At 70.5% G+C, this 22,231-nt stretch carries 17 protein-coding genes and 1 pseudogene; 11 read left to right on the top strand and 7 right to left on the bottom strand.

The features are described from left to right. Nucleotides 1-77: 77 nt before the first annotated feature. The 3 genes from ACWCPI_RS28330 to ACWCPI_RS28340 all read left to right on the top strand — a co-directional run bounded on the left by ACWCPI_RS28330 (nt 78) and on the right by ACWCPI_RS28340 (nt 4,653). A complete protein-coding gene (locus ACWCPI_RS28330; RefSeq protein WP_451040808.1) occupies nt 78-1,463 on the top strand; it encodes a class II fumarate hydratase in 1,386 nt (461 codons plus the stop codon). A gap of 72 nt (nt 1,464-1,535) precedes the next feature. Next, nucleotides 1,536-2,231, top strand: coding sequence for a cytidylyl-2-hydroxypropylphosphonate hydrolase (gene fomD, locus ACWCPI_RS28335; RefSeq protein WP_451040809.1), 696 nt, complete (start codon nt 1,536-1,538; stop codon nt 2,229-2,231). Between the two features lie 280 nt (nt 2,232-2,511). Continuing rightward, nucleotides 2,512-4,653 carry a SpoIIE family protein phosphatase gene (locus ACWCPI_RS28340; protein ID WP_451040810.1) on the top strand — a complete coding sequence of 714 codons (2,142 nt, stop codon included), beginning with the start codon at nt 2,512-2,514 and terminating at the stop codon, nt 4,651-4,653. A 112-nt stretch (nt 4,654-4,765) separates the two neighbouring features. Here the strand turns inward: ACWCPI_RS28340 and ACWCPI_RS28345 are convergent, their stop codons facing one another. Continuing rightward, a complete protein-coding gene (locus ACWCPI_RS28345) occupies nt 4,766-7,162 on the bottom strand; it encodes a transglycosylase domain-containing protein (protein WP_451040811.1) in 2,397 nt (798 codons plus the stop codon). Nucleotides 7,163-7,429: 267 nt separating this feature from the next. Here ACWCPI_RS28345 and ACWCPI_RS28350 point away from each other — a divergent pair, with 267 nt between their 5' ends. The 5 genes from ACWCPI_RS28350 (at nt 7,430) to ACWCPI_RS28370 (ending at nt 12,309) form a co-directional block, all read left to right on the top strand. After that, complete coding sequence (locus ACWCPI_RS28350; RefSeq protein WP_451040812.1) at nt 7,430-8,383, top strand: SPFH domain-containing protein; 954 nt, start codon at nt 7,430-7,432, stop codon at nt 8,381-8,383. Next, nucleotides 8,380-8,646: a hypothetical protein gene (locus ACWCPI_RS28355; protein ID WP_451040813.1), complete on the top strand. Its 267-nt coding sequence runs from the start codon at nt 8,380-8,382 to the stop codon at nt 8,644-8,646. Before ACWCPI_RS28350 ends, ACWCPI_RS28355 begins: the two co-directional genes overlap by 4 nt. Before the next feature lie 116 nt (nt 8,647-8,762). Beyond that, complete coding sequence (locus ACWCPI_RS28360) at nt 8,763-9,287, top strand: PadR family transcriptional regulator (protein ID WP_451040814.1); 525 nt, start codon at nt 8,763-8,765, stop codon at nt 9,285-9,287. Continuing rightward, the gene (locus ACWCPI_RS28365; protein WP_451040815.1) at nt 9,284-9,973 is read left to right on the top strand and encodes an ABC transporter ATP-binding protein; all 690 of its coding nucleotides are present in this window, start codon (nt 9,284-9,286) and stop codon (nt 9,971-9,973) included. The genes ACWCPI_RS28360 and ACWCPI_RS28365 overlap by 4 nt, the downstream gene beginning before the upstream one ends. After that, nucleotides 9,970-12,309 carry an ABC transporter permease gene (locus ACWCPI_RS28370; protein WP_451040816.1) on the top strand — a complete coding sequence of 780 codons (2,340 nt, stop codon included), beginning with the start codon at nt 9,970-9,972 and terminating at the stop codon, nt 12,307-12,309. The genes ACWCPI_RS28365 and ACWCPI_RS28370 overlap by 4 nt, the downstream gene beginning before the upstream one ends. Before the next feature lie 41 nt (nt 12,310-12,350). On the opposite strand, the gene ACWCPI_RS28375 is transcribed toward ACWCPI_RS28370, so the two are convergent. Beyond that, complete coding sequence (locus ACWCPI_RS28375; protein ID WP_451040817.1) at nt 12,351-13,298, bottom strand: LysR substrate-binding domain-containing protein; 948 nt, start codon at nt 13,296-13,298, stop codon at nt 12,351-12,353. Between the two features lie 136 nt (nt 13,299-13,434). On the opposite strand from ACWCPI_RS28375, the gene ACWCPI_RS28380 reads away from it, so the two are divergent. Together ACWCPI_RS28380 and ACWCPI_RS28385 are read left to right on the top strand one after the other, a co-directional pair. Further along, the gene (locus ACWCPI_RS28380) at nt 13,435-13,989 is read left to right on the top strand and encodes a peroxiredoxin (RefSeq protein ID WP_019754129.1); all 555 of its coding nucleotides are present in this window, start codon (nt 13,435-13,437) and stop codon (nt 13,987-13,989) included. A gap of 5 nt (nt 13,990-13,994) precedes the next feature. Next, complete coding sequence (locus ACWCPI_RS28385) at nt 13,995-14,528, top strand: alkyl hydroperoxide reductase (protein ID WP_388802413.1); 534 nt, start codon at nt 13,995-13,997, stop codon at nt 14,526-14,528. Nucleotides 14,529-14,583: 55 nt separating this feature from the next. Here the strand turns inward: ACWCPI_RS28385 and ACWCPI_RS28390 are convergent, their stop codons facing one another. The 4 genes from ACWCPI_RS28390 to ACWCPI_RS28405 form a co-directional block, all read right to left on the bottom strand. After that, complete coding sequence (locus tag ACWCPI_RS28390) at nt 14,584-15,948, bottom strand: AI-2E family transporter (protein ID WP_451040818.1); 1,365 nt, start codon at nt 15,946-15,948, stop codon at nt 14,584-14,586. 138 nt (nt 15,949-16,086) lie between these two features. Further along, on the bottom strand, nt 16,087-16,791 hold the full coding sequence (locus ACWCPI_RS28395; protein WP_388802419.1) for an aggregation-promoting factor C-terminal-like domain-containing protein: 705 nt from the start codon (nt 16,789-16,791) through the stop codon (nt 16,087-16,089). Between the two features lie 396 nt (nt 16,792-17,187). Beyond that, the gene (locus ACWCPI_RS28400) at nt 17,188-18,513 is read right to left on the bottom strand and encodes a PhoH family protein (protein WP_451040819.1); all 1,326 of its coding nucleotides are present in this window, start codon (nt 18,511-18,513) and stop codon (nt 17,188-17,190) included. A gap of 358 nt (nt 18,514-18,871) precedes the next feature. Further along, nucleotides 18,872-19,645: an isoprenyl transferase gene (locus tag ACWCPI_RS28405; protein WP_451040820.1), complete on the bottom strand. Its 774-nt coding sequence runs from the start codon at nt 19,643-19,645 to the stop codon at nt 18,872-18,874. 872 nt (nt 19,646-20,517) lie between these two features. On the opposite strand from ACWCPI_RS28405, the pseudogene ACWCPI_RS28410 reads away from it, so the two are divergent. After that, nucleotides 20,518-21,108, top strand: a pseudogene (locus tag ACWCPI_RS28410) (DNA glycosylase AlkZ-like family protein); the annotation flags it as partial. A gap of 21 nt (nt 21,109-21,129) precedes the next feature. Here ACWCPI_RS28410 and ACWCPI_RS28415 read toward each other — a convergent pair. Further along, nucleotides 21,130-21,936 (bottom strand): class I SAM-dependent methyltransferase, encoded by an 807-nt coding sequence (locus ACWCPI_RS28415; RefSeq protein ID WP_451040821.1) that lies wholly within the window; start codon nt 21,934-21,936, stop codon nt 21,130-21,132. Nucleotides 21,937-22,231: the final 295 nt, after the last annotated feature.

Genomic DNA, 22,231 nt, shown 5'->3' on the forward strand with positions numbered 1-22,231 from the left:
CTCAGTGTGCACAGAACACCCACCCCGTGTGGCCCGATCCCGGAACAATCCCCGCCCTCCCGATCGCTGTACCGGGTATGAGCGACTACCGAATCGAGCACGACTCCATGGGCGAGGTCCGCGTCCCGGCGCACGCCAAGTGGCGGGCGCAGACTCAGCGGGCCGTCGAGAACTTCCCCGTCTCCGGTCAGCGCATCGAGCGGGCCCACATCGAGGCCCTCGCGCGGATCAAGGGGGCCGCCGCCAAGGTGAACGCCCGGCTGGGGGTGCTGGACAAGGACGTCGCCGAGGCGATCCAGGAGGCGGCGGGCGAGGTCGCGGAGGGGCGGTGGGACGAGCACTTCCCCGTCGACGTGTTCCAGACCGGGTCCGGCACCTCGTCCAACATGAACACCAACGAGGTCATCGCCACCCTCGCGACCGAGCGGCTCGGCCGGGACGTCCACCCCAACGACCACGTCAACGCCTCCCAGTCGTCCAACGACGTCTTCCCGTCCTCCATCCACATCGCCGCCACCGCCGCCGTCACCCGCGACCTGGTGCCGGCCCTGGAGCACCTCGCCGCGTCCCTGGAGCGCAAGGCCGAGGAGTTCGCCGACGTGGTGAAGTCGGGGCGGACCCACCTCATGGACGCGACGCCGGTGACGCTGGGGCAGGAGTTCGGGGGATACGCCGCCCAGGTCCGGTACGGCGTCGAGCGGCTGCACGCCTCCCTCCCCCGGCTCGCCGAACTCCCCCTCGGCGGCACGGCCGTGGGCACCGGCATCAACACGCCCCCCGGCTTCTCCGCCGCGGTCATCGAGGAGGTGGCCCGGGCCACGGGGCTGCCGCTGACCGAGGCGCGGGACCACTTCGAGGCGCAGGGCGCCCGCGACGGCATCGTCGAGACCAGCGGGCAGCTGCGGACGATCGCGGTGGGACTGACCAAGATCGCCAATGATCTTCGGTGGATGTCGTCCGGGCCGCGCACCGGGCTCGCCGAGATCTCCCTGCCCGACCTCCAGCCCGGGTCCTCGATCATGCCCGGCAAGGTCAACCCGGTCGTTCCGGAGGCGGTCCTGATGGTCGCCGCGCAGGTCGTCGGCAACGACGCCACGGTCGCGACGGCCGGCGCCGCGGGCAACTTCGAGCTGAACGTGATGCTTCCGGTCATCGCGAAGAACGTCCTGGAGTCGATCCGGCTGCTCGCGAACGCCTCCCGGCTGCTGGCCGACCGGACCGTGGACGGCATCGTCGCGCACCGCGAACGCGCCCGGGAGTACGCGGAGTCCTCACCCTCCGTGGTCACGCCGCTCAACAAGTACATCGGGTACGAGGAGGCCGCGAAGGTCGCGAAGAAGGCGCTCGCCGAGCGGAAGACCATCCGCCAAGTGGTGCTGGAGGGCGGGTATGTGGAGCGCGGGGACCTCACGGTCGGGCAACTGGACGAGGCCCTCGACGTCCTTCGGATGACACGGCCGTAAAGCCTGCGCACCACGGCGTGAACCGTGACCGGTGCCGCAGCGTCGTATGCCTGTGGCACCTAATATCTGTACATGGCAGAGGGTGGAGCGGTGACGACGGAAGTGGCGGCGGGCGGGTCGACGGAATTCTGGGCGCCCGGGACGCAGATCCTGTGGCGGTACCGGGAGAACGGCGGCGAGGGCTTCCACATCGCGCGTCCCGTCACCGTCGTCCGGGACGACGAGGAGATCCTCGCCGTGTGGCTGGCCCCGGGCACGGAGTGCGTCAAGCCGGTGCTGGCCGACGGAACGCCCGTGCACGTGGAGCCGCTTGAGACGCGGTACACCAGGCCGCGTACCGTCCAGCGGGACCGGTGGTTCGGGACCGGGGTGCTGAAGCTGGCGCGACCTGGTGAGCCGTGGTCGGTGTGGCTGTTCTGGGAGCCCGGGTGGCAGTTCAAGAACTGGTACGTGAACCTGGAGCGGCCATTGGCCCGTTGGGCGGGCGGCGTGGACTCCGAGGACCACTTCCTGGACATCTCCGTGCACCCGGACCGCAGTTGGCACTGGCGGGACGAGGACGAGTTCGCGCAGGCCCAGCGGGACGGACTGATGGACGAGCGGCTCGCCGATCAGGTGCGTGAGGCCGGGCGTGGCGCGGTGGAGGTGATCCGCGCCTGGGGGCCGCCGTTCTCGGACGGCTGGCCGCACTGGCGCCCGGATCCCTCCTGGGCTGTACCTTCTTTGCCTGAGGACTGGGATCGCACACCCGCGCACATGTCCTCATGAGACTCTTGATGCGCCCCCGGGCAGCAAACGTAGGATCGTCCTCCGCAAGGGCGCACCGGGACAACTGCCGGAGCACGCGCAGGGCTTGACCGATCGTCACCGAGGGGCGGCAGGACGTGAGCGAGGGTTACCAGGGCAATGCCGGTACGGACCGCAGACGGTCCACCGGTGGCACAGGGACTGCCTCTGGCCACGCGGGGATTCCGTTCCTGGGGCACGTATTCCGGGTATCGGAGTTTCGGCGGGAAGAACTGCACGCGTGGCGCGCAGCCCCGGACGGATGGATTCGAAAGGCGTGACGGAGCAGCCGATCTCCCTCGAACGCCCCGAGACGGGCGTCGACCCCGCGGAGCCCCGCGGGGCGCTCGTGCGTACCTCGACACCACCGGCGGCGCCCGCCGCTCCCGCGCACGCCTCCGGTGGCGGCACCGCGGGCGCCGCCGCCTTACCCGCACAGGCGCGCACCGGTGAGACCCCTTCCACGCCGGGCACCACCGCACCGCCCGGCCCGAGCAAGGAGCCCCCTGTCATCGCCGGCAACGGCCCCGAGCACTCGCAGCCCTCCGTCGCCGCCGAGACCGACGCCCACCGGCCACGGCCCGTTCCGGAGGCCATCCCGCCCCAGCCGGGCACCGAGCAGTCGCAGTCGTCCGACGAGCGGCGTACCGGGCAGGGGGTGCCGCCCGGGCGGCCCACTCCGATGCGGCGGGACGGCGACCGGCTGCGCTTCGTCGGCGCGGCCACCCGCCGGATCGCCCGCGGCATCGACCTGGACGAGATCGTGATGGGGTTGTGCCGGGCGACCGTGCCGACCTTCTCCGACGCGATCCTCGTCTATCTGCGCGACCCGCTGCCGGTCGGTGACGAGCGGCCCACCGGCCCCGTCGTGCTGCGGCTGCGCCGCACCGACCGCATCCCCGAGGAGCGGGACACCGAGGGCGGTGGCTTCCTGCCCGCGCAGGCGCAGCCGGAGCCTGCCGAGTTGGCCGACCTGTCGGCCGTCACCGCCGAACTGTGCGAGGTGCGGCCCGGCGGCGCGCTCGCCGAGGTGCTGCGCGGGGTGCGTCCGGTCTTCGCCGACGCGCCCGCGGCCCGCGCCGCCCTGCCCGAGCTGCTCGGCGAGGGCGGAGAGTCGATCATCCCGGACGGTCAGCGCGCCATCCTCGCGCCGCTGCGCGGCCGCCGTCGGGTCATCGGTGCCGCCGTGTTCCTGCGCCGCCCCGAGCGCCTGGCCTTCGAGCCGGACGACCTGCTGGTCGCCGCCCAGCTCGCCACACACAGCGCCCTCGGCATCGACAAGGCGGTGCTGTACGGCCGTGAGGCGTACATCGCCGACGAGCTGCAGCGCACGATGCTGCCCGAGACGCTGCCGCGCCCCACGGGTGTGCGGCTGGCGTCCCGCTATCTGCCGGCCGCCGAGACGGCCCGGGTGGGCGGTGACTGGTACGACGCGATCCCGCTGCCGGGCAGCCGGGTGGCGCTGGTCGTCGGTGACGTGATGGGCCACTCCATGACGTCGGCCGCGATCATGGGCCAGCTGCGCACCACGGCACAGACCCTCGCCGGGCTCGACCTGCCGCCGCAGGAGGTCCTGCACCATCTGGACGAGCAGGCCCAGCGCCTGGGCACCGACCGGATGGCGACGTGCCTGTACGCCGTCTACGACCCGGTCTCGCACCGCATCACCATCGCCAACGCCGGGCATCCGCCGCCCGTCCTGCTCCACCTGGGCGGCCGCGCGGAGGTCCTGCGGGTTCCGGCGGGCGCGCCGATCGGCGTCGGGGGCGTCGACTTCGAAGCCGTGGAGCTGGACGCGCCCGCCGGGGCGACGCTGCTGCTCTACACGGACGGCCTGGTCGAGTCGCGGCTGCGTGACGTCTGGACCGGCATAGAGCAGCTGCGCGAGAAGCTGGCCGCGACCGCCCAGCTGACCGGTCCCGACCATCCGCCGCCGCTGGAAGCCCTGTGCGACGAGGTGCTGGACATGCTCGGTCCGGGCGACCGGGACGACGACATCGCGCTGCTCGCCGCCCGCTTCGACGGCATCGCGCCGAGCGACGTGGCGTACTGGTTCCTGGAGCCGGAGGACGCGGCGCCGAGCCGTGCCCGGCGGCTCGCGCGACGGGCGTTGGCCCGGTGGGGCCTGGAGGAGCTGACGGACTCCGTAGAGCTGTTGGTCAGTGAGGTCGTGACCAACGCGGTGCGGTACGCCTCCCGACCGGTCACGTTGCGGCTGCTGCGGACCGACGTGCTGCGCTGCGAGGTGGGGGACGACGTGCCCCAGCTGCCGCGGCTGCGGCAGGCGCGGGCCACGGATGAGGGTGGTCGTGGCCTGTACCTGGTCAATCGGCTGGCCCGGCGGTGGGGGGCCACGCGGTTGAGTACCGGGAAAGTGGTCTGGTTCGAGTTGAATCGCGGCTAGGACCTGCGGGCGCAACCGCGGACCTCGCGACTGCGGCTCCGCCGCGTGGGGCATGCCCCACGCGGCGGAGCCGCACGGCCGTACAGCCCGGCGCCCCGGTCGGGGCGCCTTTCTACTGTCCGTTCTGTCCGTCTCCAGGTCTGACCGGGTCCAGGGTGGGTTCGTCCGTCCCCGCGCCGTCCGTCGGCTCCTCCGTCGGCTCCTCGGTCGTCGGCTCCTCCGTCGGCTCCTGAGTCGTCGGCTCCTCGGTCGGCTCCTGGGTCGTCGGCTCCTCCGTGGGCTCCTCGGTCGTCGGCTCCTCGGTCGGCTCCTCGGTCGTCGGCTCCTGGCTCGGGGTCGGCGTCCAGGTCGGCTGGACGGCCGCGCCCTGGTCGGTCTCCAGGTCGAACTCGGCGTCCGCCTTCGTCACGCCGAACATGTACGCCGCCCAGATCTCCGCCGGGAAGCCACCGCCGTTGACGCGGTCCTCACCGCCGGCGCCGTACATCTTGGTCTGCGCCTGTGTCTTGGCGTCCTCGCCGAACAGTCCCACCGACGTGACCAGGTCGGGTGTGTAACCGGTGAACCAGGCCGACTTGTTGTCGTCGGACGTACCCGTCTTGCCGGCCACCTCCTGGCCGTCCCGCAGGGGGTTGTTCCGTACGGACCTGCGCGCCGTACCGTCGTCGACCACGCCCGTCAGCACCGAGGTGACCGTGTCGGCGGACTCACGGCTGATGACCGCGTCGCCGACCGCCTGCGGGAAGGTGACCTTCTGGAAGTCGTGCTCGACCGACTTGATGAGGGTCGGGGTGACCTTCCTGCCGTGGTTGTTCAGGGTCGCGTAGACGCCGGCCATCTCCATGGGGCTCGCGCCCATGGAGCCCAGGGTCTGCGCGGGCACCGCCTGCTGGTCCTCGACGTCCATGCCGAGTTCACCGGCGACCTTCATCACCTCGGGCATGCCGACGTCGACGCCCATCTGCGCGAAGACGGAGTTGACGGATCTGTTCATGGCCGTCTGGACGGTGATGTCGCCGTAGTTCTCGTCGTCCTCGTTCTCGGGGGCGAACCCGACCCGCTGGCCGTTGGAGACGACGGGGCGCTTGCTCGTGCCGTCGTAGATCGTCTCGGCGGTGATCGGCTGGCCGTCCTGGGTCTCGGCGTCCTCCTCCAGCGCCGCGGCGAGGATCACCGGCTTGAACGTCGAGGCGGGCTGGTAGTCCCGCCGGGTCGCGTTGTTGAGGTAGTGCTTCAGGTAGTCCTCGCCGCCGTACATCGCGACGACCGCGCCGTTCTTCGGGTTCACGGACACGGCACCGGCCTGGACGTTCGCGTCGACCTTGCGCTTGTTCGGGTCCAGCTTGCTGGTGAGCTGGGTGCGGGCGGCCTTCTCCAGCGCCGCCTGCTTCTTCTTGTCGATGTTGAGGGTGATGGTCCAGCCGCCCTGGTCGACCATCGCCTCGGCCTGCTTGAGGTCCTCGGCGGCGCCCTGGGAGACCAGTTGCTTCTGCAGCGCGCTGTCGGCGGCCCTCACCAGGTAGCCGGTCTGGCCGCCCATGCCGGGGTCCTCCTTGGCCGGCTTGGGCTCCTCGAACTCCATGGCCGCGCGCTTGGTCTTGTCCAGCCAGCCCTGCTCGACCATGTTGTCCAGCACGTAGTTCCAGCGGGCCTTGGCCATCCGCTTGCCCTTGTCCGTGGCGATGGCCCAGTCGTACTGGTTCGGCGCCTGGAGCAGCGCCGCGAGGTAGGCGCCCTGCTCGACGCTGAGTTCCCTGGCGTCGACGCGGTAGTAGGCCTGCGCGGCGGCCTGGATGCCGTAGGCGCCGCGGCCGTAGTAACTGGTGTTGATGTAGCCGGCCAGGATGTAGTCCTTGGACTTCTCCCGGTCCAGCTTCAGGGAGATGACCAGTTCCTTCATCTTGCGGGTGACGGTCTGTTCCTGCGACAGGTAGTAGTTCTTGACGTACTGCTGGGTGATCGTCGAACCGCCCTGCGCGCCCTTGCCGGTGAGGGTGTTGAGCAGACCGCGTGCGGTGCCCCTGAAGTCGACACCGGAGTCCTTGAAGAAGGTCTTGTTCTCGGCGGCGACGAAGGTCTTCTGCACGGGCTTGGGCACCTCGGCCAGATCCACGATCTCGCGGTTGAGGTCGCCCCTGCGGGCCAGGACCGAGCCGTCGCTGTACTTGTAGATGTTGCTCTGGAGCTTGGCCTCGGCGTTCCCCTTCGGGATGGGGATCAGCAGGTAGAGCACGATGAAGGCGGCCATGCCGAGCAGGACCAGACCGAGGAACGTGCCGAGGATCTTCTTCCAGGTGAACAAGCGGCGTATTCGGCCCTTGCCGTCGCCGCCCTTGCCGCCGTTCTTCGCCGCCCGGCGAGCCGCGGCACGGCCTCCCTCGGCGGCCGGCGAGCCCACCACGGTGACCGCCGAGTCCTCCACGGCGGCCGACGGCGCCCCGGACGAACGCCGGGGCACGGCCCGGCGCCCACCGCGCTGGCGGGCTCGTCTGTCTTCCGCTCGTCCCATGGGTCCGTTCCGCTCCGCTTCGCTCTTGTGTGCGATCCCGCCACACAGGTTCGTCGCTCAGGTCAGCTCAGAAAGCTAACACCCGAAGTTGTGACAAAGGACCGGTGATCCGGGCTTTTACGGACGTGACAATCAGCACCCGTTCCAACGGAACCGACGACTGAGAAGTGCATAGGGTTGCTTCCGCAGGGTAAAGTGATATCACTTAGCTAGACCGAAGCTAGTGGAGCACGCACCGGCTTCCTGGAGAAACGGGGGAAATCACCCATGCCGCACGACAAGACCGGCACGTCGCCCATCGCCGCCGACGCACCCGACATGCCCGACATGCCCGCGCCACGCGTACGGGAGTTCACGGCCCACAGCATCGGCGGCGGCCTCGCCCTGCTCCTGAGCCTGCTCGGACTGCTGGCCGGGGCAGGGCTGATCGCCACGGCCACGGTGGTCTCCGGGGCCGGCGGCAAGGCGGCGCTGATCATTCTCGGCATCGTGGTCGCCGTCGCCGCACTGCTGGCGATGTCCGGCCTGAACATGGTCGCGCCGGGCGAGGCGCGGGTCGTTCAGCTCTTCGGACGGTACCGGGGGACGATCCGGGAGGACGGCCTGCGCTGGGTGAACCCCTTCACGTCGCGCACCATAATCTCGACGCGGGTGCGTAACCACGAGACGGCCGTCCTGAAGGTCAACGACGCCTACGGCAACCCGATCGAACTCGCCGCGGTCGTGGTGTGGAGGGTCGAGGACACCGCGCAGGCCACGTTCGAGGTGGACGACTTCCTGGAGTTCGTCTCCACCCAGACCGAGGCGGCCGTCCGGCACATCGCCATCGAGTACCCCTACGACGCCCATGACGAGGCCGGCCTGTCGCTGCGGGGCAACGCGGAGGAGATCACCGAGAAGCTCGCCGCCGAACTGCACGCGCGCGTGGAGGCGGCCGGGGTGCAGATCATCGAGTCGCGCTTCACGCATCTCGCGTACGCTCCCGAGATCGCCTCCGCGATGCTCCAGCGGCAGCAGGCCGGCGCGGTCGTCGCGGCCCGGCGGCAGATCGTCGACGGGGCGGTGGGCATGGTCGAGGCGGCACTCGCGCGGATCTCCGAGCAGGACATCGTGGAACTGGACGAGGAGCGGAAGGCGGCGATGGTGTCGAACCTGATGGTGGTGCTGTGCGGAGACAGGTCCCCGCAGCCGGTCCTCAACACCGGGACGCTCTACCAGTGACGCCTGACTCCGGCTCCTCCGAGGACTCCGCGGGTTCCGCGCCCCGGCGTCGGCCGCAGCAGCGCAAGCAGGTGCTGCTGCGGCTGGACCCGGCGGTGTACGAGGCGCTGGCCCGCTGGGCCGGCGACGAACTGCGGTCGGCCAATGCCCAGATCGAGTTCCTGCTGCGCCGCGCACTCGCCGAGGCGGGGCGGCTGCCGGGCGAGGCCAGACCGATCCCGCGGCGCGGCCGGCCTCCCGCGAACCCGTCCGAACCCCAGTGACAGAACCGTGACAATCGGCCCCCACCAGGGCCGTCGCAACAGTGTCGTACGCGCCGCCATGATCTGCACACTCGGCGTATACATGCCGCGTATACACCCCGTGTAGAGTCATGGCCATGTCCATCGGTCACACCCTTCTAGGGCTCCTGGAATCGGGCCCCCGCCACGGCTACGACCTGAAGCGGGCCTTCGACGAGAAGTTCGGTCACGACCGGCCCCTGCACTACGGCCAGGTCTACTCGACGATGTCCCGCCTGCTGAAGAACGGGCTCGTCGAGGTCGACGGGATCGAGCCCGGCGGCGGGCCCGAGCGCAAGCGGTACGCCATCACCGACGCCGGGGTCACCGACGTCCGGCAGTGGCTCGCGACGCCCGAGAAGCCCGAGCCGTATCTCCAGTCGACCCTCTACACGAAGGTCGTCCTGGCGCTGCTCACCCGGCGCAACGCCGCCGACATCCTCGACACCCAGCGTGCCGAGCACCTGCGCCTGATGCGCATCCTCACCGACCGCAAGCGCAAGGGGGACCTCGCCGATCAGCTGATCTGCGACCACGCCCTCTTCCACCTGGAGGCCGACCTGCGCTGGCTGGAACTCACCGCCGCGCGCCTCGACAAGCTGGCCGAGGTGGTGGCCAAGTGACCGCGCCTCCCGGTTCCCTGCTCGCGGCCGAGGAGCTGCGCAAGACGTACGGCCCGACCGTCGCGCTCGACGGCGCCGAGTTCTCCATCCACCCCGGCGAGGTCGTCGCCGTCATGGGGCCGTCCGGCTCCGGCAAGTCGACCCTGCTGCACTGTCTCGCCGGGATCGTGCCGCCCGATTCCGGGTCCATCACCTACAACGGGCGCGAGCTGGCCACCATGAACGACGCCCAGCGCAGTGCGCTCAGGCGCTCGGAGTTCGGGTTCGTCTTCCAGTTCGGGCAGCTCGTACCCGAGCTGACGTGTGTCGAGAACGTCGCCCTTCCGCTGCGGCTGAACGGCACCTCCCGCAAGGAGGCCGAGAAGGCCGCGCTGACCTGGATGGAGCGCCTGGAGGTCGACGATCTCAGGAAGAAGCGGCCCGGCGAGGTCTCCGGCGGTCAGGGGCAGCGCGTCGCCGTCGCCCGCGCGCTCGTCACCAACCCGCGCGTGCTCTTCGCCGACGAGCCGACGGGCGCGCTCGACTCCCTCAACGGCGAGCGCGTCATGGAGCTGCTGACCGACGCCGCCCGCTCGACCAACGCCGCCGTCGTGCTGGTCACGCACGAGGCGCGGGTCGCCGCCTACTCCGACCGCGAGATCGTCGTACGGGACGGCAAGTCCCGGGACATGGAGCGCGTCGTATGAGCGTCGGTCAGTGGGGCAGGGATCTGGGCATGGGAGTCCGGTTCGCCTTCGCCGGCGGACGCGAGGGATGGATCCGGGCCCTGCTGACGGCCGTGGGAGTCGGCCTCGGGGTGGCACTGCTGCTGCTCACGGCCGCGTTCCCGAGCCTGCAGAGCGCACGCAACGAGCGGTCGTACGCGCGGACCGACATCGTCTACAGCGACCAGGGCCTGCAGAAGGCGGACGACACCCTGCTCGTCGGGGACGCCGACACGACCTTCCGTGACGAGACCGTCCGGGGCCGCGCGCTGGAACCCGAAGGGCCCGCGGCGCCGCTGCCGCCGGGCGTGGAGAAGTTCCCGGCGGTGGGCGAGATGGTCGCCTCCCCCGCGCTGAAGCGGTTCCTCGAATCGGACGACGGCAAGCTGCTGAGGGAGCGGCTGCCGGACCGGATCGTCGGGACCATCGGGGAGGCCGGACTGATCGGCCCGGCCGAACTCACCTTCTACCGGGGCGCCAAGGACCTCGCCTCGCAGGTCGACGGCGTCCGGGTGGCGCGCATCGACAGGTACGGCGACCCCAACCCGCCCCAGGAACGTGTCGACCCCGTCCTGATCCTGATCGTCCTCGTCGTCTTCGTGGTGCTGCTGATGCCCGTCGCCGTCTTCATCGCGGCGGCCGTGCGCTTCGGCGGCGAGCGGCGCGACCGGCGGCTGGCGGCGCTGCGGCTGGTCGGCTCCGACGGCCGGATGGTCCGGCGGATCGCGGCCGGCGAGGCGCTGGTGGGCGCGGTACTGGGACTGGTCTTCGGTACCGGCTTCTTCCTGGCCTGCCGCCAGGTCGCCGGCTCCATCGAGGTCTTCGACGTCAGCGTGTTCCCGAGCTACCTCAACCCCTCCCCCGGCCTTGCCCTGCTGATCGCCGTCGCCGTGCCCGCGGCCGCCGTACTGGTCACGCTGTTCGCGATGCGTGGCGTGGTCATCGAGCCGCTCGGTGTGGTGCGCACGGCGAAGCCCTCGCGGCGCCGGCTGTGGTGGCGGCTGCTGCTGCCGCTCGGCGGCGTAGCGATGCTCTGGCCGATGATCGGCCAGGGCAACGACAGCGGCGAGTTCAACGAGTACCTGGTGATCGGTGGTGTGCTGCTGCTGCTCATCGGCGTGACCACCTTGCTCCCCTGGGTCGTCGAGGCGGTCGTCGCCCGGCTGAACTCCGGTGGTGTCTCCTGGCAACTCGCGGTACGGCGACTGCAGTTGAGCAGCGGTACGGCGGCCCGCATGGTCAACGGCGTCGCCGTGGCCGTGGCCGGCGCGATCGCGCTGCAGATGCTGTTCGCGGGCGTGGAGGGCGAGTACACCGAGGACACCGGCTACGACGTCGGGCGCATCCAGATGTCGGTGAGGCTGCCGACCGACGTACCGATCGACCGGGCGGCGGCGAAGTTCTGGGACACCGAGGGGGTGCGCAAGGTCTACGCGTACTCGGAGGGGTACCTCGGGGACCGGCGCAAGGATCCCGAGAAGGGCTCGGAGGTGACCGTCGGCACCTGCGCGGAGCTGCGCGACGTGGCCCGGATCGCCTCCTGCCGGGAAGGTGACGTCTTCTACGTGACGGGCTCCGAGTACGACGAGGACACCCAGTCGTTCGCCGGACAGCCGGGCCGGACGCTGTACCTCGACCCGACCTACGAGGGTGAGCCCACCAGGCGCAGCGAGATCGCCTGGGCCGTGCCGCGGGATCTGAAGAAGGCCACGGCTCTCAAGGACGCGGAGGGCCGGGAGCGGGGTGGCTTCCTCATCACCCGCAAGGCACTGCCCGCCGAGGCGGCCCCGGCCCTGACCGGGCACGTCTACCTGCAGTTCGACAATTCCGTGCCCGACGTCCCCGACCTGGCCCGGAACACGGCGGCGAAGATCGACGAGCGGGCGTACCCGATGGCCTGGGAGTGGACCCGGCAGTCCGAGCGGTTCACCAGCATCCGCACCGGCCTGTCCGTCGGGGCCGCCTGTGTCATGGCACTGATCGGCGCGAGCCTGCTGGTCTCCCAGCTTGAGCAGCTGCGGGACCGCAAGAAGCTGCTGTCCTCGCTGGTCGCCTTCGGCACCCGGCGCCGCACGCTGAGCCTGTCGGTGCTGTGGCAGACGACCGTCCCGATCGCCCTCGGCCTGCTGCTGGCATCGGCGGTGGGGCTGACGCTGGGCGCGGTCCTGCTGCGGATGGCGGACCGGCCGGTCCGGGTGGACTGGCCGAGCGTGCTGTCGATGACGGGCGTCGGCGCCGGGGTGGTGCTCGTGGTGACGCTGCTCAGCCTGCCGCCACTGCTGCGGCTGATGCGGCCGGACGGCCTGCGTACGGAGTAGGCCTCCGTCCCTGCGCGAGGGTCACCGTCCCTGCGCGAGGCTCACCCGCCCGCCCCCACCACCCGCACGGGCAACGGGCACAGAGCCCCGCGCAGGGCCTCCGCCAGTTCCTCGTACTCCGCGGCGCGCGCCGACCCGCTCCGCATCGCGAGGGCCACCCGGCGGGTCGGGGCGGGGTCGGCGAAGTAGCCGGTGAGCAGCTGACTGCTGCGGGTGGTCTCCAGTTTGAGAGCGGTGCGCGGCAGCAGTGTGCAGCCCATGCCGCCCGCCACGAGCTGGACGAGTGTCGACAGTCCGGCGGCCGTCGTGGTCACCGGCGCGTCCTCGCGGCCGGCCTCCCGGCAGATGTCGAGGGCCTGGTCGCGCAGGCAGTGCCCCTCGTCGAGGAGCAGCAGGTTCAGCTCCTTCAGGGCCTCACGCGGGATGCCCTCGCGGCCTCCCAGCTGGTGGCCGAGGGGGGTGACGAGCACGAAGTCCTCGTCGAAGAGCGGCAGTTCGGCGACTCCCGGCACGCCGAGCGGGACGGCGAGCAGGAGCAGGTCCAGGCGGCCGCCGGCGAGCCCTTCGACGAGGCTGGCGGTCTGCTCCTCGTGCACCTGGAGGTCGAGGTGCGGATAGCGGTCGTGGACGAGCCGCAGCACGGTCGGCAGCAGATACGGCGCCACCGTCGGGATCACCCCGAGCCGCAGCGCGCCGGTGAACGGCGCCCGGACGGCCTCCGCCTCCTCCATCAGCGCCCCGACCTCCGCCAGTACCGCTTTGGCCCGTACGGCCAGTCGTTCGCCGGCCGGCGAGAGCAGCACCTTGCGGGTCGTCCGCTCCAGCAGGGTGACCCCGAGGGTCTCCTCCAGGGCGGACACCGCGCCGGAGAGGGCGGGCTGGCTCATGCCGATCGCGGCCGCCGCGTCCCGGAAGTGGAGGTGCTCGGCGACGGCGGTGAAGGCCCGCAACTGGGCGAGACTGGGCTGTCTCCGCTTTCCCACGGACATCAATAGGCACCTCCGATCAACCCGACCGAGTGTAGCTATTTCCCGTATCAATGCACGCTGTGCCAGGATCCGTAAGGTCCAACCCAATGGGAGACACCTGTCCGAACGGGTGTCTTCTTCGCTGCAAGGAGAGCGTGTGCTCACTGTCGGTGACAAGTTCCCCGAGTTCGAACTGACCGCCTGCGTCTCGCTGGAGAAGGGCAAGGAGTTCGAGACGATCAACCACAAGACCTACGAGGGCAAGTGGAAGATCGTTTTCGCCTGGCCCAAGGACTTCACCTTCGTGTGCCCGACCGAGATCGCCGCCTTCGGCAAGCTGAACGAGGAGTTCGCCGACCGCGACGCCCAGGTCCTCGGCTTCTCCGGTGACTCCGAGTTCGTCCACCACGCCTGGCGCAAGGACCACGACGACCTGCGGGACCTGCCGTTCCCGATGATGGCCGACTCCAAGCACGAGCTGATGCGCGACCTCGGCATCGAGGGCGAGGACGGCTTCGCCAAGCGCGCGGTGTTCATCGTCGACCAGAACAACGAGATCCAGTTCTCCATGGTGACCGCCGGCTCCGTCGGCCGTAACCCCAAGGAGGTCCTGCGGGTCCTGGACGCCCTCCAGACGGACGAGCTGTGCCCGTGCAACTGGAGCAAGGGCGACGAGACGCTCGACCCGGTCAAGCTGCTCGCCGGGGAGTGACCCGCATGTCCCTCGACTCCCTCAAGTCCCGCATACCGGACTACGCCAAGGACCTGAAGCTCAACCTTGGCTCGGTCATCGGCAACTCGGACCTCCCGGCGCAGCAGCTGTGGGGCACGGTGCTCGCCACCGCGATCGCCTCGCGCTCGCCGATCGTCCTGCGCGAGCTGGCACCGGAGGCGAAGGCGAACCTCTCGCCGGAGGCGTACACCGCGGCGAAGTCCGCTGCCGCGGTGATGGCGATGAACAACGTCTTCTACCGCACCCGGCACCTGCTGTCCGACCACGAGTACGGCAGCCTGCGCGCGGGTCTGCGGATGAACGTCATCGGCAACCCGGGCGTCGACAAGGTCGACTTCGAGCTGTGGTCCTTCGCGGTGTCCGCCATCAACGGCTGCGGCATGTGCCTCGACTCGCACGAGCAGGTACTGCGCAAGGCCGGCGTGGACCGCGAGACGGTCCAGGAGGCGTTCAAGATCGCTTCTGTGATCCAGGCGATCGGTACGACGCTGGAGGCTGAGGCGGTTCTGGCGGAGTAGTTCCCTCCGCCCAGAAACGCGGGGCCCGTTCACCCTCAGGGTGAACGGGCCCTTGTCATTGCTCCGACCCAGGCTTGCCGGACGACGGCGGGTCCGCGGGAGCCGCCCCCACCGCCGTCGCCCCCCTCGGCTCGGGTGCGTAACGCAGCGCCGCCTCCCGCGAGTAGGCCCGCAGGTACCCCACGATCGTGTTCGAGACCGCCACCAGCGGTACGGCCACCACCGCGCCGCCGATCCCGGCCACCATGCCTCCGGCCGCGACCGACAGCACCACGGCCAGCGGGTGGACACGGACCGCACGTCCCAGGATGAACGGCTGGAGGACGTGCCCCTCGATCTGCTGCACGGCGAGGACGACCGCGAGGGTCATCACCGCGGTGAACACGCCCTGCGTCACCAGGGCGACGACCACCGCCAGCGCGCCGGAGGCCACCGCGCCGACGAGCGGGATGAAGGAGAACAGGAAGATGAACACGGCCAGCGGGACGGCCATCGGTACGTCGAGGAAGTAGATGCCGATACCGATGAAGACGGCGTCGATCAGGGCGACGAGTACCGTGCCGCGCACGTACGCCGTGAGCGTCGCCCACGCGCGCGGGCCGGCGCCGGCTACACCGGGCCGAGCCACGGCGGGCACCAGCTTCAGCGTCCACTCCCAGATGCGCTTGCCGTCGTAGAGCAGGAAGAGCGTCGAGAAAGCGGCCAGCAGGATGCCGGTGAGGGCCTCGACGACGACCGTCACGCCTTCCAGGCCGGCCGAGGTGATCTCGTCGGTGTTGGCGCCGATCGCCTCCCGGAGGTTCTCGGCGATCTCGTTGATCTGCTTGTCGGTGACGTGGAACGGGCTGTTGAGGAGCCAGTTGCGCAGCTCGTCGATGCCGTCCTGGACCTGGTCGGAGAGGTTGCCGATGTTCTCCATGACCTGCCAGGTCACGAACCAGCCCATCAGCCCGATGACGACGAACCCGAGGATCGCGGTCAGGGCGGTGGCGGGCCCGCGCGGCACACCGCGCCGCCTCAGCCAGGCGACCGAGGGCTGCATCAGCGCGGTGAGCAGCAGCGCGGTGACGAACGCCAGCACGACCAGCTGGACGGCGCTGATGACCCGCATCAGCACCCAGACCGTGCCGGCCAGCACGAGCAGCCGCCAGCCTGCCTCGGCGGCGACCCGTACGCCCCACGGGACGACCTGCGCGGGGTCGGGGCGGGGCGGCGGAGCCGCGGGCGCGTAGTCGGGCGGCCGGGGGACGTGGTCGGCGGGGGGAGTGCCGGTGACGGAGAACTCGTCTCCCGCGGAGCGCTCGGCCGGCTGGAGTTCGTCGCTCTCCCGTTCCACCGCGGCCCGGCGCTCGTTCAACCGATCGCTCATCTCGGTCAGTCCGGCGCCGAGCCGACCGAGCCACCCAGGCACTCGCGACATGTTCGTCCTCTTCCCCCGTCTGTCCCCACCACTCCCCCCTGGAGTCGTTGCGTCCGACCGTACATGGCGAGATGCGCGGACGCGCGAAAGCCCCTCACCAGTGGGCGGTGAAGGGCTGCGCGAAGGTGGAGCGGCGGCTCAGTACCAGTGGTTGGCCTGCCAGAAGTTCCAGGCGTCGCACGGGCTGCCGTAGCGGTCGTTCATGTAGTTCAGCCCCCACTTGATCTGGGTGGCCGGGTTCGTCTGCCAGTCGGCGCCGACGGACGACATCTTGGATCCGGGCAGGGCCTGGAAGAGGCCGTAGGCACCGGAGGAGGGGTTGACCGCCTTGTAGTTCCAGTCGGACTCGTGGTCCACGATGTTGCTGAAGCACTGGAACTGGCCGCTCGGCACCATCTGGCGCGCCATGGCCTGGATCTGCTCGATGCTGTACGAGCTCTGGACGGGGAAGTCGGCGGAGGAGGACCGCGAGGCCTTCGTCTCGGCCTCTTCCCTCTCCTTGGCTTCCTGCGCGGCCTTCTCGGCCTGCTCCTTCTTCTCGATCGCCGTCTGGGCGGCGGCCTTGCGGGCCGATTCCTCAGCGTCCTTCTTGGCGCTCGCGTCCGCGGCGATCGCCTGGACGTCGGCCTGGGCCGTCAGGGACTCGGTCTGTACCTGGGCCTGCTGGCCCGCGGGTATGTCCGCGAGGAGCGTCGAATCGGCAGCCGTCGCCTGGGCGTCGTTGTTCTGCGCGGTGCTGCCCGAGGCAACGCCGACGACGCTTCCGACAGCGGTGACCGCGGTGGCTGACGCCACTGCGAATCCCCTGACCGAAATCGGACTCACACGGTTTCCTTCCAGCATCGCCCGCTTCGGTGACCCTGGCGGACGCAATCGTGCCCCTGGCGCTGGCCTCCCAACTGCGGGGTCACGGGAGGCTCGGACCCGGTGGGCAACTCCCGTACGGGAGCGCCGCGTGGAGAACTCGGGCGGCATACGACGGCGCTATGCAGTTGGGGTGTCGCTGTGGTTCTAGACCGCTGGGGGTACAGATGTGTCGTATGCGGGGCCTGACAGGAGTGAGACTCTGCCGTACCCCGACACCGCAAGGCAATTCTGCGTTGCGTGTGAAAGCTCACACCTCGTTTGTCCCAGGGGGTTTACGGAAAGCCGCACACGCCGAGGCGCCGCCCGACTAGGCTCTTCGCCTTTCGGACGGCGCCAACTACTGCGTAACCGGCCTCAATAGCCGGTCTTTTCTCAGATCTGCCCGTCTTCGAGCATTTCGGTCACAAGGGCGGCGATCTGGGACCTCTCGGACCGTGTCAGCGTGACATGGGCGAAGAGAGGGTGGCCCTTCAGTTTCTCCACGACCGCGACGACACCGTCGTAGCGCCCGACTCTCAGATTGTCCCGCTGGGCCACGTCATGCGTGAGAACCACCCGCGAATCAGCACCGATTCGGGACAGAACGGTCAGCAGGACATTCCTTTCCAGTGACTGCGCCTCGTCCACGATCACGAAGGCGTCATGCAGGGAACGGCCGCGGATGTGGGTGAGCGGCAGCACCTCCAGCATGCCGCGTGCCGTGACCTCTTCGATGACCTCACGGCTGGTGACCGCCGACAGTGTGTCGAAGACCGCCTGCGCCCAGGGGCTCATCTTCTCGGCCTCGGTGCCGGGCAGATAGCCGAGCTCCTGCCCGCCCACCGCGTACAGCGGCCGGAAGACCATCACCTTCTGGTGCTGACGCCGCTCCAGCACGGCTTCCAGGCCCGCGCACAGCGCCAGCGCCGACTTGCCGGTGCCGGCCCGGCCGCCCATGGACACGATTCCGACGTCCGGGTCGAGCAGCAGGTCCAGCGCGATCCGCTGCTCTGCGCTGCGGCCCTTGATGCCGAAGGCCTCCCGATCGCCGCGCACGAGGCGGACGTTGCCGTCGGGCGTGATCCGGCCGAGCGCCTTGCCGCGCTCGGAGTGGATGGTCAGCCCGGTGTGCACGGGCAGGCCGGCGGCCTCGGGGACGTGGATGTGCCCTTCCTCGAAGAGGATGTCCACCTGCTCGCCAGGGAGCGTGAGTTCGGACATTCCGGTCCATCCGGAGGAGTCCGTGATGGCGAGTTCGGCGCGGTACTCCTCGGCGAGGAGTCCGACGGACGAGGCCTTGATCCTGAGCGGCAGGTCCTTCGACACGACCGTGACGTCGAACCCCTCGGCCTGCAGATTGCGGGCGACCGCGAGGATACGGGAGTCGTTGTCCCCCAGGCGGTAGCCGGACGGCAGCACGCTGGGGTCCGAGTGGTTGAGCTCGACACGCACGGTCCCGCCGAGGTCCCCGGTCGGGATGGGGGCGTCGAGACGGCCGTACCGCACCCGCAGGTCGTCCAGCAGGCGCAGTGCCTGCCGGGCGAAGTAGCCGAGTTCGGGATGGTGCCGCTTCGCCTCCAGCTCCGTCACCACGACGATGGGGAGCACGACCTCGTGCTCGTCGAAGCGGCTCAGGGCGTTCGGGTCGGCCAGCAGGACGCTGGTGTCGAGGACGTAGGTGCGCCGGTCTGGCTTGTGGCGCTTTGTGCTGGTCACCACGGAAGGACGTACCCCCTCGGATGAGGTCGGGGAGCGACGGAGTGGGAGCTGGGCCGGGAGTGTGGGGGTCCCGACCGGGAGGGTGAGAAGAACCCGACCGGTCGTCGGCCGCTCTGCACGGGCCGAAAACCGGCCCTCCGCGTCTTCTTCCGTGCTGTGACCGCACGGTGGGGCTGGTGCAAAGGGCCTCCCGGGCGGACGACTCCGGCGCCGTCCGCTGAGATACGACACCCGTGGTTCGGGTGTCGACCTGCTTGGCTTATGCCCTCGAACACGCGCGGCCATGCCGATGCATATGACGGCGCGCCGGTGAACTCCTCGTTACTTCCGCCCCTGACCGCCCCCGTGGTGAGGTGCGTCAGCCGCCGTAACGCCGGTGCCGGGCGGCGTAGTCGCGCATGGCGCGCAGGAAGTCGACCTTGCGGAAGGCCGGCCAGAACACGTCACAGAAGTAGTACTCGGAGTGAGCCGTCTGCCAGAGCATGAATCCGGACAGCCGCTGCTCACCGCTGGTGCGGATGACGAGGTCGGGGTCGGGCTGGTCGCCGGTGTAGAGGTGGCGGCCGATCATGTCGATGTCGACGGCCTCGGCGAGGTCCTCCAGGGAGGTGCCCTTGTCCTGTGCGTCGAGCAGCATCGAGCGCACCGCGTCGGCGATCTCCTGGCGGCCGCCGTAGCCGATGGCGACGTTGACCAGTATCCCGTCGATGTGCGCGGTGGCCTCCTCGGCCTCCTTGAGGGTGGTCTGCATCCCGGACGGCAGCAGGTCGGGCGTGCCGACGTGGTGCACGCGCCAGCGGCCGTCGGCGGCCAGGGTGCGCACGACGTCCTCGATGATCCCGAGGAGCGGGACGAGTTCGTCCTGCGGCCGGTCGAAGTTGTCGGTCGACAGCAGCCACAGGGTGACGACCTCGACGTCCGTCTCACTGCACCAGCCGAGGAACTCCTCGATCTTCTCCGCGCCGGCCCGGTGACCGTGCACGGTGGAGGAGCCCGCCGCCTTCGCCCAGCGGCGGTTGCCGTCCATGATCACGCCGATGTGCTTGGGCACCTGAGCGTGGTCCAGGTGGCCCTCCACCCGGCGTGCGTACACCCTGACCAGCAGGTTACGCAGCTTGTCGCGCAGGTTCACGTGATTGTCAGCCCCTCCGTACGGATCGGACAGGAGCGGCCCCGGCACGGTCGCGGTGGTCGCGATGATCGGTGCGCGGCGGTGGTCGCGGCGCGGTCGAGGGCGGTCCCTGTCCGTATGGCGGTCCCCGGAGGCGAAGCCTACCCCCGTGGCGCTGGGGCCGCGCTGAAGGGGGGCGGTGGGGTGGAGGTGCGCCGGTCGGGCGGGGGCGGCGCGGTGCGCGGGCGGCCGTGGGGTTCCCCGCGCCCCCCGTGTGAGCGACGCGACCCCGGGAGTGCGGACGCATCCTGAGTGCGAGCGCAAAAAACGGGCCGGTCCGTGGGGGGGAGACGGACCGGCCCGAGGGGGGGCTTCCACCATAACCCTTCGTAAGTGATGCTGCGCGCATCGGCATGCCACAACTACTCTCCGAAACCGTTCGGCGACGGGGCGGTGGTCGTCGAAGGACCGGTTCCTGGCGCGTTCGCGGCCGTGTCGCGGCTGATTTCCAGGGGAAACGCGTGGGATGCGGTCGGATCCGTAGGTTTTGCAGCCTCTTGTGGGTCTGCCTGGCGACTTGTCCACGCATCCCCCGCCCGGGTGACCCCGACCGCGAACGTCCGCTTGACGCCGCGCGCGATCGCGCGGAGCGGACGGGCGGGGACGCGACGCGCGTCCAGCAGCGGCCCGCGTGAAGGCGTGACACCGCGCAGCCCCCTCCACTGCGCGGTGTCGCCGCGCAGCTTTGCGTACGCGAATTGCCTTGGTCTGAACTTACGTGAGGGGTCACGGGAAAGCGAGTCAGCCTCTATAACAATGTGGAAAAGGTGAAGGATCCTTTGATGCACAGGGAGCGGAAAGCCTCCGCGTACGGATGTGAGGTTTGCAACGCACGTGGCCCGACGTACACACGGCCGCCCTCCTTCGATCCGCTGCCGGTCCGGACGGCCCTGCGTGAACTCGTACGGCGGTATCTGCGCGCGTACGGCCCGGCCACGCCCCGGCACTTCGCGAAGTGGCTGGCGGCGCCCGCCGGATGGGCGGCGGGGCTGTTCGGGGAACTGGCAAAGGCCGGGGAGACCGAGGAGGTCGACTTCGAGGGCGCGGGGGCGTGGGTGGCGGCGGACGACACCGAGTTTCCCGACGGGCCGGTGCGCGGTGTGCGGCTGCTGCCGTACTTCGACGCGTACGCCGTCGCCGCGCAGCCGCGAGCGTCGCTGTTCCCCGGGGACGCCTACCGGCGGGCTCTGGCGGGTGGGCAGGCGGGGAACTACCCGGTGGTGCTGGTGGACGGGGTGGTGTCCGGGGTCTGGCACCAGCGGCGCCAGGGCCGTCGTTCGACGGTCACCGTCGAGCTGATCGGACGGCGCCTGACGGGGCGGCTGGAGCGGGAGCTGGGTGAACAGGCGGAGCGGGTGGGAGAGGTGCTGGAGGCGAGGGCGGAGTTGGTGGTCGGGCAGGTGACGGTGGGGCCGCACGCGTGACGGGCAGCCCTCCGTGGCGGCTCAGGCGCCGGGCTTGCGGGCCACGACGAGGTGGCGGGCGCTGTGTGCCACGAACGGGCCCTCGGACTCGATCCGCTCGTGCAGGGCGCGCAGCTGAGGCAGGTACGCCTCGACGGTGAAGCCGGGGACCATCCAGACCACCTTGCGCAGGAAGTGGACGACGGCCGCGATGTCGTGGAACTCGACACGCAGCCGCTCCGCCCGCAGATCGACCACCTCAAGCCCGGCGGCCTCGGCGTCGACGCGCTCGCGGTCGGGATGGCGGGCTTCGCGCTGCTCCTGTGAGAGGGCGCCCAGGAAGTACTCGACGAGTTCGAAGACGCTGCGGGGGCCGACGTGCTGGGCGAAGTAGGTCCCGCCCGGCTGGATGACGCGGGCGATCTCGGTCCAGTGCGGGCTGACGGGATGCCGGCTTGAGACGAGGTCGAAGGCGTTGTCGGCGAAGGGCAGCGGGGCGTCCTCGGCGGACGCGACGACGGTGACGCCGCGCGGGCGCAGCAGGGCGGTGGCCTTGGCGGCGTTCGGCGGCCAGCCCTCGGTGGCGGCGACGAGGGTGGGTGCCCGGGGGGCGGCGCGACGCAGGGCGAAGTCGAGCACCTCGCCTCCGCCGGTCTGGATGTCGAGCGCGGCGGTGGCGCGGCCGAGCCGCTCGGCGAGCGAGGTGGCGTATCCCCAGGACGGCCGGGCCTCGGTGGCCCGGCCCTCGAACCAGGAGAAGTCCCAGCCCTCGGTGGGCACGGCGGCGCCTTCGGCGACGAGGTCCTCGAAGGAGCGGGGGTGGTCGGGGCGGGGCCGGGGTTCGTTCATGGGGTGATCCGTCTCAGGGGGCGGGTGGGCGAGGTTCCGGCTTCCCGGCTTCGCCGGCGTCCGGGAGGGTCGGCGGTGTGTGGTCGCCGGTGCCGTGGCGGAGGGTGCCGGCGGGTGAGGAGCCGGGTCGTCGGGGAGGCGTACCGAGGCGGTGTTGCCCTCAAGGGGTCCGCGTGCGGGGCCTTACGCGTCCGCGGCCGGGGAAGCGGTGCTCGCCGTCCCACCGGGAGACGACGGGCAGGTCTCGTCCCCGAGCACCCGAGCACCGCCGGGCCCCGGCACCGACGACCCGGGC

The sequence above is a fragment of the Streptomyces sp. NPDC001920 genome, assembly GCF_053594495.1.

Excerpts from the sequence above, each read along its gene's own strand:
- ACWCPI_RS28370 (WP_451040816.1), top strand. The coding sequence starts at position 9,970 with ATGAGCGTCGGTCAGTGGGGCAGGGATCTGGGCATGGGAGTCCGGTTC.
- fomD (WP_451040809.1), top strand. The coding sequence starts at position 1,536 with ATGGCAGAGGGTGGAGCGGTGACGACGGAAGTGGCGGCGGGCGGGTCG.
- ACWCPI_RS28340 (WP_451040810.1), top strand. The coding sequence starts at position 2,512 with ATGGATTCGAAAGGCGTGACGGAGCAGCCGATCTCCCTCGAACGCCCC.
- ACWCPI_RS28330 (WP_451040808.1), top strand. The coding sequence starts at position 78 with ATGAGCGACTACCGAATCGAGCACGACTCCATGGGCGAGGTCCGCGTC.
- ACWCPI_RS28375 (WP_451040817.1), bottom strand. The coding sequence starts at position 13,298 with ATGTCCGTGGGAAAGCGGAGACAGCCCAGTCTCGCCCAGTTGCGGGCC.
- ACWCPI_RS28385 (WP_388802413.1), top strand. The coding sequence starts at position 13,995 with ATGTCCCTCGACTCCCTCAAGTCCCGCATACCGGACTACGCCAAGGAC.
- ACWCPI_RS28395 (WP_388802419.1), bottom strand. The coding sequence starts at position 16,791 with ATGCTGGAAGGAAACCGTGTGAGTCCGATTTCGGTCAGGGGATTCGCA.
- ACWCPI_RS28390 (WP_451040818.1), bottom strand. The coding sequence starts at position 15,948 with ATGTCGCGAGTGCCTGGGTGGCTCGGTCGGCTCGGCGCCGGACTGACC.
- ACWCPI_RS28360 (WP_451040814.1), top strand. The coding sequence starts at position 8,763 with ATGTCCATCGGTCACACCCTTCTAGGGCTCCTGGAATCGGGCCCCCGC.
- ACWCPI_RS28415 (WP_451040821.1), bottom strand. The coding sequence starts at position 21,936 with ATGAACGAACCCCGGCCCCGCCCCGACCACCCCCGCTCCTTCGAGGAC.
- ACWCPI_RS28350 (WP_451040812.1), top strand. The coding sequence starts at position 7,430 with ATGCCGCACGACAAGACCGGCACGTCGCCCATCGCCGCCGACGCACCC.
- ACWCPI_RS28345 (WP_451040811.1), bottom strand. The coding sequence starts at position 7,162 with ATGGGACGAGCGGAAGACAGACGAGCCCGCCAGCGCGGTGGGCGCCGG.